We start from the raw sequence: 12053 nt of genomic DNA on the forward strand, positions 1-12053 counted from the left end.
CAAACGCCGTTCTGCCGCACTGCCGCCAACACGCGGACTTCCAGTTCGACGCCCGGCTCGAGCCCCCGGGGTTACCGTGGAGTGAGGTGTCTAGGAGAGGACCGTCGCCATGTACCCGCCCGGCCCCCGACTACCCGCGATCGCGCAGACCATCCGGTATGTGCAAGCGCGGGAGCGGTTCATGACCGCCACCGCTCTCCGTTACGGCGACACCTTCACCCTGCGCATGGTGCCGCCATACGCCCGACATCTGGTTGTCTTCACTCGCCCCGAGCACGTCCGCGAGATCTTCGCCGCCTCCCCCACCGACCTGCACGCCGGCGAGAGTAACGGCATCCTGCGTCCGCTGCTCGGCGATCATTCGGTGCTCATCACCGACGAGGCCGAGCACGCTCGGGCCCGCCGCCTGCTGATGCCCGCCTTCACCGGGCCAGCTCTGACCGGTTACCGCAAGATGATCGAGCAGATCGCCGCTGGCCACGTGGAGACCTGGCGGGCTGGGTCGACGATCCGCGGCCTGGACGCGATGACCGGGATCACCCTCGATGTCATCGGCGAGGTGGTGCTCGGTGTCGCCGATCCGCGCCGCCGCGACCTACTCGGTCCACCCATGCGCCGGATTACCGACATCGCCCCGCTCACCCTGCTCGGTTCCCGCTACCCGGCCCTACAAAACCGCGGCCCCTGGAAGCGGTTCCACCACGACCGGGCCAGTCTGGACGCCCACCTCTACGCCGAGATCGAGCAGCGCCGCACCGGCAGCAACGCCACGGGCGCAGATGTGCTGTCGCGGCTGATGGCAGCGGGCAGCGGCAACGACACCCCGCTCACCCCGGACGAACTCCGCGATCAGTTGGTCACCCTGCTCGCCGCCGGGCACGAGACGACCTCGGCCGCACTGTCATGGGCGCTACGCGAACTGGCCGCCAACCCCGCACAGCAGGACCTCGCCCGCCAGGCCGCGCTCGACGGCGACACCGTTTACCTCGAAGCGGTGATGAAGGAAGCACTGCGCTACCACTGGGTCATCGGAGGGATCGTGCGAAAGCTCACCCGCGACATGATGATCGGCGGCTACGACCTGCCCGCTGAAACCGTCGTCGCGACCTCGATCCTGCTCGCACACCAGCGCCCCGAGGCTTTCCCGGACGCGGTGTTCCGGCCCGGCCGCTTCCTCGACGGCAGCGTGGCGCCGAATACCTGGCTGCCGTTCGGCGGCGGAGTGCGGCGGTGCATCGGGGCGGGTTTCGCGCTGATGGAAGGCGCGGCGGTGCTCCAAGAGATCCTGCGCCGCCACGTCCTGTCCCTGCCCGCGGCCGCGACGACGCGGGGCCGGGTCCGCAACATCACGAATGTGCCGTCCGACGGGGCACCGATTCTGGTCAACTGAAAAGCGCACCATCATTGGTGGATGCTCTGTTTCGCGCGACGCCGGATGGAGTTTCAGACGCCCTCTGACGCACAGGTCGAATTCGGGCGACAGGACCATCAATCCGTCGTGCTGGCGTGTGCTGCGATGATCCGCCAGCCGTGCGTATCGTCGTGCAACCAGGAACGCGTGTAACGCATCCTGGCTCCGAAAGGCTCGCCGTTGACGGTCCCCTCGATGGTCCCGAGAAACCAGGTCACCCCGGCACGCCCGTCGGTGAGTACGTTCAGCTCTTCCTCGACCATGGCCGTCACCACCTGCGTCCGGGTGCGGTGAAGCTCCAGATCATCGGTCTTGGTGTAGACGTCTGCGCCGAAGGTGAAGATCAACCGGTCATCGAGCAGACGATCCAGCGCCTGCACATCCCCGGCAAGTTGCGCGGCCTGCAACCGCCGCTCAGCATCCCGTAAGTTCTCCATGCGCCTCACCTTGCCAGCCGATGTCGCACCCACGCCACGATGTTCGCGTTCAGCTGAGGCTGTCGCGATCCACGAGTCGACCCGACAGCGGGCGTCAGCGGGTGCCGATGGGCTGACCGAGGAAGGCCGCCAGCTCACCGCCGATGATCGAGACCCACTCCCCCCATGTGCGCGAGTCCAGCGCCATGGAGCCGACTTCATCTAGCTGGCAACCGTTCTCGACCGGCACCCCGGCGAAGCGATCACGCATCCACATCATGGCGCTCGGCAAGCCGATACCCTCCAGGCTCAGATGCTCACTGAAGTGATCACGGGTATAGGTCACCTGCGCGTTCGGATCCTGACAGTAGGTGCCGTAGAGCTTGTTGACCGGCCCGACGGGCACCAGCCAATCCATGTTCGCCTGGTACAGGAACACCGGCATGTCCGGCACACTCTTACCCATCCGGGTGCGCTCGATCACCGCCTGGGCAGCCGGTGCCGCGAGGGGATCTCCGGGTGTATTGAACAGCCCCTTGATATCCATGAACGGGAACAGCGCCGCCTGAAAGCCCACGCACAGCTGATCCTTCGCGGTCAACAGCGCCTGCCCCAGCGGATTGTTCGTTTCACGCAGGAAGGCTGCGAACTCCGGCTCTTCATGCGCCAGGCCGATGATGCCCGCGTACACCAGACCGGAGGCCGCGTTGTTGTTCGCCAGATTCACCAACTCGCCCAGGTCGGCATCAGTGCCGCCGGAGACCGCGCCGACGATATTCAGTTCCGGCGCATAGGTTTTGCGCATCTCGGCCGCCCACATCGTAGGGACCGAACCACCGGAGTAGCCCATCATCCCGACCCTGGTCGCCGCCCCGTCCAGACCCATCGGCGCGAAGTTCTCGGCCGCGCGAATGCCGTCGAGCGCGATCCGCCCGGCCAAGGGGCCGTGCGCGAAGGCCGCGTTCGGCCCCTGGTGATCGGGCACCACCACGGCCCAGCCCTGTTGCAACGCCACCTGGACCTCGAGGAACCCGATCGGCGCGACCAGCTGCCCGGTGAGGAAGCCGGGCAGCGCCCACTGCTGGATCGAATACGACGAGGCGCAGTACTTACCCGTCGAGTCCTCGGCCATGTGGTACGAGAGCAGGTTTCGCGACCCGCGTGGCACTTCTCCGCGCGGCTTCAGCACCGTCGCGACAGCGCCTATCGGTTCGTCGCGACTGTTGTTCGACCGATACGACAGCTGCCAGGCATCGACGTTGAGCGGCAGCACGTTGTAGGTCGCGACGTTCACCTGCCGCGCGGCGATGATCTCGCCGGGCTGTTTGGCTGCGACGACGTCCGCGGGCGGGCGGTAGAAGGAATCGAACTCCGGTATCGCCGGTGAACTCACGAACGGCGGCGCGGGCTGCACGACTCCGTCGAACGGCAGTGCTGAGGCCGGCGCGGCGACGACCGTGGCGGTCCCCGCGACCATCATCACGGCGAAGGCGAGCGAACGGGCCCGCACCCGCGACCTTGTCCGGCTGTGGCGGTCTCTCACCGGCGGGCGCCAGTTCACTGCGGCCATATCGAGCACTCCCAGCATCATTGTTGGACGCGAATATCTAAGATGTGGGGCACATTACCCATCCAGCGAGAGATGAGGCAAGTCACAGTTGGCTCCACGAATGGGTCCATCCCGCCTCAGAGGTGCGGCGGTGATGACCAACTGCCCCAGACACTCAGACGTAACGCCTTCGCCACCCCAAGCGCATCGATTTCATTGCGTGTAGACCGAAATGAAGCTGCTACCAGCGCGGTGAGCACTAGACCACCGGCGACTTGATCGAGATTGGACATACATAGACAATGACGTCTAATGTTTCGCTGCGACTTGGAACACGCAGCGTCTGGGTCAGTGCAGTGGCACACTCGAGAGGTTGGGGAAGATGAACTTTCGTCCAGGAGCGGCTAGCCGCCGTCTGATCGGGCTGGCGGCGGGGGCGATGGCAATCGCGATGATCGCCGGCGCTGCCCCCAGCACGGCCGAGCCGACTGTGGTTCAGCCCGCTACTCCGATTCCGGCCCCGCCGGAGCTCGATCCCGCCTTTTACCGACCAGCCGCCGACGTCGTTGCGGCGAAAGCACCCGGTGAGATCATCGCCGCGCGCCAGGTGAACGTCGCCAACGTCGGGGTCATCCCGCTCAATGTCGATGCGTGGCAGGTGTCCTACCGGTCGAACAACAGCCGCGACGAGGCCGTCCCGGCCGTCGCGACGGTACTCAAGCCGCGGAATTCGACACCGTCGAAGCTGGTGTCGATGCAGATCGCCGAGGATTCGCTGGCCGGGTATTGCGCGCCGTCCTATGCCGTGCAGCAATGGTCGCCTGCCATTCTGGCCGGCCAGATCGTCGCTCCGGCAGAGTTCGTGATCGCGCAAGCGGCGGTGCAACAGGGCTGGGCCGTCGTGATCCCCGACCATCAGGGGCCCGACAGCGCGTACGCGGCCGGGCCACTGGCCGGTCGCATCACCCTCGACGGCATTCGGGCCGCCCGGAATTTCGAGCCGCTACGAGTCACGCCGGACGCGCGCATCGGCATGTACGGATACTCCGGTGGCGCGATCGCCACTGGCCACGCGGCCGAGCTGAAACAAAGCTACGCACCCGAGATCGATATCGTGGGTGCCGCCGAGGGCGGTGTTCCCGCCGATCTCGGCGCAGTGCTCAGCAACGGCAACAACGGGGCGTGGGCCGGGATCATCTACGCCGCGGTACTCGGCCTTTCGCGTGAGTATCCGGAGTTCGCGGACATGTTGAACCGAGATCTCGACCCGCTGGGCAAAGGTCTGGCGACGGTAAAGGGCGGGCTGTGCGTGCAGTACAACACCGCGCTGGTGCCCTTCCTGAACATCTCGGGCATGCTGCGCGTCCCCGGCGGCGACCCTCTGCGCGACCCCGTTGTCATGGCGACCCTGGACAAGACCCGCATGGGCAAGTCTGTTCCCGACATGCCGATGTATATCTGGAACGCCAACCCCGACGAACTCATCCCGGTCGGTCCGGTGAACACGCTGGTGAACACCTACTGCGAAAGCCTCACGGCAACAGTGCAATACACGCGTGAACACTTCGCCGAGCACATCACCACGGAGATCTCCGGCGCCGCGCCCGCGCTGCTGTGGTTGAAGGATCGACTCGACGGAGTTCCCGCTCAGCCGGGGTGCAGCATCACCGATGCGGGCTGGCTAGCCCTGAATCCGGACGGAATGACCCTGTTCGCGTCCATCTTCGGCGAGACGATCGCGTCGTTCTTCGGCAAACCGATCGGAGCCAAATAGTCGAGCCAGCTCGGAGTGGACCACCGAATCATCGGCTTCTTCCGAACTGTCCATCGGCTGCCGCGAACCGGCCGCGCTCGGGCCACTAGAGTTGACGGCGTGATTGCGAGCGGGTCCCCACGCATCTACGACGGTCGCCCGGTCGAGGATCGCCGGGCCGAACGGCGGGAGCAGTTCATCGCAGCCGGTCTCGCCGTGTTCGGCGAGCAGGGATATCAAGGCGCATCCATCACGATGGTGTGCAAGGCCGCTGGGTTGGCCCGCGCGCAGTTCTATGAGCATTTCGGCAACCGCGAGCAACTACTGCTGGCGGTCTACGACCTGGTTCAGACTGATGCGCGCCGGGCGGTGGTCGAGGCGCTGAGCGAGGCCGGCGAGGTGGACGCGCCGACGCGGGCGCGCATCGCTGTGCGTGCCTACGCCGAATCGATCGGGATGAACCCCCATCGTGCGCGGGTATCTTTCGTCGAAATCGTCGGCGTGAGCGCCGATGTCGAGAAGCACCGGGTCGACCAGCGTGAGATCTGGGTACAGTTCTTCACGGCAGAACTGAAGCAGGCACGAGACCCGGACTTCGTTCCCGCCGGCGGTTTCCGTGCCGCAGCAACAGGTTTCATCGGAGCGCTCATGGCGCTGGTTCATCAGTGGAGCGTCGAGGGAACCTCCGCCGAACTCGAGGACCTGGTCGAGGTTCTGACGCGTTTCCTCATCAGCGTGATGTGAAGCCGGCTGTCGGCCGCGGCGGACTGATTGCCGGAGACCGCGCTGTCCCGGGCAATCAGTCACCGGTGGTATCAGTCAGCCAACGGGATATCGATACCCGCGGCACCATGGAAGGCGGACAGCGTCACCACGGCGCCAGGTTCGGTCTCGCCGGCGTACAAGGGGTCCTCGGTGGCGAGGATGACGGCAAGCCGGTGGCCGGCGGGGACCCGATAGTCAGTGGCCTGCAAGCGCAGTTCGACTGCGGTGGGATGTTCCGGTACGGCGTTGCTCACGGTGGTCGCGGCATGGGTGATGATCTTCAGATTGCCGGTGACCACGTCCAGGTCGAAGAGGTAGGCGACGACGGTGGCGGTCTTCGTGGTGGGCGTCACCGTCACACGAATTCGCGGTATGCCCGCGATGTGGTGCGGCGACGGGAGCGGAGCGCTCGTCCACACCGCTGCGGCGGATCGGTCGACCTCGGCGAGCTTGTGACGCACGGGCATGAGCAACCGCTCGCGGAAGCCATCCATGACCAGTTGATTCACGGCGCGGACATTCGGGGCACCGGACCGGATATTCCGGCTGAGATCCGATGGCGGGTCGAGAACCAGCGCACCATCGCCGGATCCGCTCGCAGGTGCGGCGAGATAGTAGGTGCGGATCGGATTGGACGACCAGCCTTCCACACCGGCGAAGGAGGAGACGGTGAAGCTGTGCATAGTCTCGGTGTGCACAGCACCGTCGTCATCGATGCCGTTGTCGACACCGTTGAGATAGTGGTCGAGCCAGTCGTATGCGGCCTCGGTGGTGCGGGTGTACACACCGAGCAGCAAGCCCGGGATCTCCACTGCCCCATGATCTCCGATTGCCAGATCCAGGCGCTTGGGGCCGGGGAACTCGGCGAAGTAGCTCAGCAGCTGGTTCTGGGGAAAAATGGTCTCGTGCCAGTAGCTGGTGAAGAAGGTCGGCACGGGGCGGCGCTGATCCGGGATGTGGGCGGGTGACCGCCGTCGCGCGTACTTCAGCACGCCTTCGATGTCGGTGTTCGTCCGGAAGTCTTCGAGCACCTTCACCAGTTCGGCGCTGGGCTTCTCACTGATCGCGGCCAGCGCTTCGGCGGCGAGGATGTGACGGGTCCCGTTGTCGTACAACGCTTCGCCGAGGTCAGCCCATGTGCTCAGGGCGACAACCGCTTTCACGCGCGGATCGGACTGAGCGACGAGCTGGCCGATGCCTGAGCCGTAGGAGATGCCGGCCATGCCGATTCGCTCCGGGTCCACCTCGATTTCCGGGTGCTCGAGCGCCCAGCTGATCACCAGCGACCCATCCGCGACGTCTTCGGGACCGGCCACCGTCAGCTCGCCACCGGAACCGGGCAAGCCGCGCTCGGTATAGGCAACGACGGCGTAGCCGCGCATGAGCAGCCTGATCAGCGCCCCGGAGTACATTTTCCAGCCCGCCGGGTCCAAACCGGCGGGAAGCACGACGAGCGGATGCGGGCCGCCGCTGGTCGGCCAGGCGGCCATCGCGTCGAGCAGATCGCCGTCGTAGCCGGGAATCTGGACCTGAGCGAACCGGCACCGCCCGCGGACGGCGGCGATGTCATCGACCAAGTAGTCGGGGACGCCGGCCGCGTTCCCGGTGAGCAGATCGGCAACGACGGCGAACGCGGCGGCTTCCTGATCGGGGGCGAGTAGACGCAGGCGGTCCGGGCGAGCTTCTGGCATGGCGATCTCCTGTCGAATTGGTGTATTTCACGGCAGCAGAACAGTTTCGCGACAAGCAAGGGAGCCATAGCGGGATCAGATCCGAGCCCCCCGCTCAGCAGTTATGCTACATCGACATCAATCATCTGCGTGTCCTGTTGCCGCAGTTGCCATCCGAATTCCCTCCCCCGCGCTCGTTGACTGATCATGTTCTGCCCCAACGCTTCACAGCGTCGAGGGAGACGGCGCGAACCGGGCGGCCCGCGAAGTTCCCGGCACACCGACGCCCACCGCGATCGCCCCCTCGGTCGTCGCATATCCGAGGAAGCCGCACGCCCGGCACCGGCCCACTTCTCACAGAAGGGCCGTAGAGCACGTCGGCGCCGGATCGTGCCGACCGGGTTTGCCTGCCGTTCCCGCCGTTGTTGTCGCAGCCGTCGCACCAAGCCGCACAGGCCTCCATGCCAGCTAGTTGATTAGCACAAGTAATGTAATGTATAGTTGCATTCTGCAAGTAAATATTCTCGTCTGGGAGTAGTCATGGCAGTGTCACCCGATACGGCTCAGAGCCTGATCAGAGAGCTCTATTTCATGGGCCGGACCATCCGCGCTGCCCTCTCCCATCCCGACGAAGGGGACCTGCTTCCAGGCGGCATCGGCGTGCTGGGCTCGCTCGAGGCCAGGGGTCCGTGTCGGCAGGTGGATCTCGCTGTGGACTTGTGTATCAGCCCGTCGACACTGAGCAGGCATGTCGCCGAGCTGGTGCGCTCCGGCAACATCGCCCGCCACGCCGATCCCAGCGATGGCCGGGCCACTCTCATCCAGATCACCGACGAAGGACGCGATCTGCTGCGGCGAGTCCGAATATCGCGAGCACAGGGATTGCAGATCGCTCTCGCCGATTGGAGCGAGGACGAAGCCGAACAGGCCACCTCGGTCGTTCGCAAACTCAGGAATTCACTGGCCGCAGTCGTGCCCCACACCGCGGTGGGCGCGCGCCGGCCGGTTTCGACAGAAAGTCAGGAAGCGGATGTCTGATCCAGTCGAGTCGGGGACGCGGCGGGCCCCGGTCGCGATGACCCATCGTCAAATCCTGGAAGCCATGACCGGGCTGCTGGCGGCGCTGTTCACAGCGCTGCTCAGCACCACGATCGTGGCGACCGCGCTGCCCACCATCATCGGCGACCTGGAGGGGTCGCAGACCGCATACGCCTGGGTCATCACCACAGCACTGCTGGCCAACGCCGCGTCCACCCCGATCTGGGGCAAGTTCGCCGATCTGTTCAACAAGAAGCTGCTGGTCCAGTCGGCCATCGTCATCTTCGTCATCGGTTCGGTGATCGCGGGCGTCGCGGGCAATGTGCCCATGCTGTTGGCGGCACGAGTCATCCAGGGCATCGGCATGGGCGGCTTGACCGCGCTCGTCGTCGCGATCATCGGTTCCATCGTCTCGCCGCGTGAACGCGGGCGCTATTCCGGCTACATGGGTGCGGTGATGGCGGTGTCGATGTCGGGTGGACCCATCCTCGGCGGTGTCATCGTCGACAGTCCGCTCGGCTGGCGCTGGTGCTTCTTCGTCTGTGTGCCCCTGGCCGTGATCGCCCTGGTGCTGCTGCAGCGGACCCTGCGGCTGCCGACCGAACGCAAGGCTGGGGTGTCGATCGACTGGCTCGGCGCCGCCCTGATGACGGCCGGTGTGTCGGTGCTGCTCATCTGGGTGTCGTTCGCGGGGAAGGCGGACTACTACGCGTGGTTCTCCCGCGAATCGGCCCTGTACGTCGGCGTGGGCGTAGTGCTGCTGCTCGCGACCCTGCTGGTCGAATCCCGAGCCGAGTCGCCGATCATCCCGCTCTCGATCGTCACCGAGCGCACCACCGGTCTGGCGATCATCGCCTCGATCGCGGTCGGAATCGGCATGTTCGGAGCGACCACCTTCCTCGGCCAGTACTTCCAGACCGCGCGCGGATACTCACCGACGGTGGCCGGTGTGCTGACCATCCCGATGGTCGCGGGCATGCTCGTCGCGTCGACCGGTTCGGGACAGCTGATCACCCGGTTCGGGAAATGGAAGTCGTTCGTCGTCACCGGCGGTGCGCTGCTGGTGGTCGGGTTCGGGCTGCTCTCGACGATCGATCACGCCACCAACCTGTGGTTGGTCGGCACCTATATCGCCGTTGTCGGGCTCGGTGTCGGCATGATGATGCAGAACCTGGTGCTGGCCGTGCAGAACACCGTGAGCGTGCACAATATCGGCGCGGCATCGAGCAGCGTCGCGTTCTTCCGCACGTTCGGTGGCGCGATCGGTGTCTCGGTGCTGGGGTCGGTCCTGGCTACCCGTGTGAGCGAGCTGTCGACAGAGGGTTTCGCGAAGATCGGTGTGACAACCAGTTCCTCCGGCGGCAGCAATCTGAACCTGCACGGCCTACCCGCACCGATAGCGACGATCGTGCGCGCCTCCTACGGCGATGCGACCGGCCGGATCTTCCTCATCGCCGCCGGGGCAGCGGTCGTCGCCTTCCTCGCGACCATGTGGCTTCCGAATCGTCCGCTGCGCAGCACGATCGACATCGATCCGGCGCTCGACCCGACCGTGAAAGAGTCTGCGTCGCAGGACAATCCGACCGATGCCGACAGAATGGCAGCGCTGGATGCCGAATTGGCCGTACTCGCGGACCCGAGGTGGGAAGAAGACCCGGTCTGGGAAGGCGCCGAGCGCGTGTTGTCCGAGTCGGAGCTGGTGCCGACCGCTTCGGCCGGACGGCACGCACCGGTAGCTCAGAACGGTCATCGGGCCTACCAGGCCGACGCGTCGTCGCAGTCCGCTCCGTCCACCGGCGAGTTGTCCGGCTCGGGCATCGGCGGTGGAGCGGTGGACGGTCATGTCCGCCGCGAGAATGGTCAGCCGTTACCGGGTGCGGTGTTGACGTTGATCGATCAGGGTGGCCGTCAGGTCGCGCGGGCGTGCAGTGCCGCTGATGGTGGCTATGCGATCAGTGCGCCGGCGTCGGGGGGTCATGTGTTGATCGTGTCGGCGATGGGGCACCAACCGGCCGCGGTCAATGTTTCGGTCGGCCGGCGGCCCCTGCGCATGGATCTGACCTTGGTGGGTTCCGGTGAGTTGTCGGGTGTCGTCCGCACCGCGGCGCACGGCTCGCCGTTGTCGGGTGCGACCGTCACCTTGACCGATATGCGTGGCGAGGTGGTCGGGGCCGCGGTCACGGGCGGCGACGGCACCTACCTGTGCCACGGCGTGGTGTCGGGTGTCTACACCTTGGTCGCGGCGGCTGAGCACATGCGTCCCAGCGCAATCACATTGACGGTGCCCGACAGTGGCGTCATGCGTCATGACATCGAGTTGACCGCGATGGCGGTGCTCACCGGATCGGCGCGGGCCGACGGCGAGCGGGCGGCGCCGGACGTGCTGGTCACTGTGCTCGACGCTGCGGGTGAGGTGACCGCGACGGCGCGCACCGACGAGAACGGCCGCTACGTCGTGACCGATCTCGTCGAAGGGCAGTACACCGTGGTCGCTCGTGGCTATCCGCCGGTGACCGGGCAGGTCACCGTGACCGGTAGCGAAGCCGCCTACGACCTGCGGCTCGGTTACGACCTCGGGGATCGTTGATGAGCGGGCTGACCGGTCGTGTTCGCACCGCGGAGGGGTGGCCGGTGCCGGACGCGGTGTTGACGGTGACGGATATGACGGGCAGCCAGATCGCCCGTGCGGTTGCCGACGAAACCGGCGCGGTGAGCACCGCCCTGATGCCCGCGGGTACTCACACCGCGGTGCTCACCGCTGTCGGGTTCGAGCCGGTGGCACGGATCGCGCAGATCTCTTCCACCGGGACGGGCGCGCTCGGTGAGGTGGTCCTGGTGCCGACGATGGGGGCAGTGGCGCTGCCCTCGACCGGGCCGTGGACGATCGATCCGGCGCATTCGACAGTGATCGCCACCGCGCGTCATCTGGGAATCGCGAGTATCAAAGCCCGATTCGCCGAGGTGAGTGGGCGACTCGATATCGCTGAGCCGTTCGAGCGTTCCACCGGGTACGCGGAGATCAAGGCGGCGGGTATCGATACCGGAATCTCGATGCGTGACAATCACCTGCGCTCGCCGGAGTTCCTGGACGTCGACAGGTATCCGATGATCACGTTCACCGGTCACGGGTTACGTCGTACCGGGGGTGACACCTGGGTGATGCCGGGTGAGCTGGTCATGCACGGGCAGCGCCGCTCGGTCGATCTCGAGGTGGCCTTCGGTGGGTTCGGGTCAGATCCGTGGGGTGGTGTGCGCGCCGCGTTCCACGCCGAAACACTATTGCACCGCAACGATTTCGCGATCGACTACAACGCGATCGTGCGCACGGGCGTGGCCGCCGTCGGGACCACCGTCAAGATTGAACTCGACATCGAAGTCGTCCAAGGCGAGCAGCTACCCGCAATCTAGCGATCACCCACACCTTGTCGCCGCGGATTGTCGAGTCGGAAAG

9 protein-coding genes and 1 pseudogene are annotated in these 12053 nt (G+C 65.9%); 7 read left to right on the forward strand and 3 right to left on the reverse strand.

Annotated features, from left to right (window positions below; translation table 11 throughout):
* Nucleotides 1-109 precede the first annotated feature (109 nt).
* Complete coding sequence (locus ACWDXS_RS12395; protein WP_449965056.1) at nt 110-1390, forward strand: cytochrome P450; 1281 nt, start codon at nt 110-112, stop codon at nt 1388-1390.
* Nucleotides 1391-1488: 98 nt separating this feature from the next.
* Here ACWDXS_RS12395 and ACWDXS_RS12400 read toward each other — a convergent pair whose 3' ends face one another.
* Both ACWDXS_RS12400 and ACWDXS_RS12405 read right to left on the reverse strand, forming a co-directional pair.
* Entirely contained in the window at nt 1489-1881 is a 393-nt protein-coding gene (locus tag ACWDXS_RS12400) for a nuclear transport factor 2 family protein (protein WP_387443653.1), read from the reverse strand.
* 61 nt (nt 1882-1942) lie between these two features.
* On the reverse strand, nt 1943-3307 hold the full coding sequence (locus ACWDXS_RS12405) for a lipase family protein (protein WP_378988454.1): 1365 nt from the start codon (nt 3305-3307) through the stop codon (nt 1943-1945).
* Nucleotides 3308-3758: 451 nt separating this feature from the next.
* On the opposite strand from ACWDXS_RS12405, the gene ACWDXS_RS12410 reads away from it, so the two are divergent.
* Both ACWDXS_RS12410 and ACWDXS_RS12415 read left to right on the forward strand, forming a co-directional pair.
* The gene (locus ACWDXS_RS12410; protein WP_449965060.1) at nt 3759-5150 is read left to right on the forward strand and encodes a lipase family protein; all 1392 of its coding nucleotides are present in this window, start codon (nt 3759-3761) and stop codon (nt 5148-5150) included.
* Between the two features lie 15 nt (nt 5151-5165).
* Nucleotides 5166-5873, forward strand: coding sequence for a TetR/AcrR family transcriptional regulator (locus tag ACWDXS_RS12415; RefSeq protein WP_378987458.1), 708 nt, complete (start codon nt 5166-5168; stop codon nt 5871-5873).
* 71 nt (nt 5874-5944) lie between these two features.
* On the opposite strand, the gene ACWDXS_RS12420 is transcribed toward ACWDXS_RS12415, so the two are convergent.
* Nucleotides 5945-7585 carry a CocE/NonD family hydrolase gene (locus ACWDXS_RS12420; RefSeq protein ID WP_449965064.1) on the reverse strand — a complete coding sequence of 547 codons (1641 nt, stop codon included), beginning with the start codon at nt 7583-7585 and terminating at the stop codon, nt 5945-5947.
* Between the two features lie 519 nt (nt 7586-8104).
* Here ACWDXS_RS12420 and ACWDXS_RS12425 point away from each other — a divergent pair.
* The 4 genes and pseudogenes from ACWDXS_RS12425 to ACWDXS_RS12440 all read left to right on the forward strand — a co-directional run bounded on the left by ACWDXS_RS12425 (nt 8105) and on the right by ACWDXS_RS12440 (nt 12010).
* Complete coding sequence (locus tag ACWDXS_RS12425) at nt 8105-8602, forward strand: MarR family winged helix-turn-helix transcriptional regulator (RefSeq protein ID WP_379314091.1); 498 nt, start codon at nt 8105-8107, stop codon at nt 8600-8602.
* Nucleotides 8603-8639: 37 nt separating this feature from the next.
* Nucleotides 8640-10151, forward strand: a pseudogene (locus tag ACWDXS_RS12430) (MDR family MFS transporter); the annotation flags it as partial.
* Nucleotides 10152-10199: 48 nt separating this feature from the next.
* Nucleotides 10200-11189, forward strand: a complete 990-nt coding sequence (locus tag ACWDXS_RS12435; RefSeq protein WP_449966203.1) for an MSCRAMM family protein — start codon at nt 10200-10202, stop codon at nt 11187-11189.
* The gene (locus ACWDXS_RS12440) at nt 11189-12010 is read left to right on the forward strand and encodes a YceI family protein (RefSeq protein WP_449965067.1); all 822 of its coding nucleotides are present in this window, start codon (nt 11189-11191) and stop codon (nt 12008-12010) included. The genes ACWDXS_RS12435 and ACWDXS_RS12440 overlap by 1 nt, the downstream gene beginning before the upstream one ends.
* Nucleotides 12011-12053: the final 43 nt, after the last annotated feature.

It is taken from the genome of Nocardia sp. NPDC003183 (genome assembly GCF_053590715.1).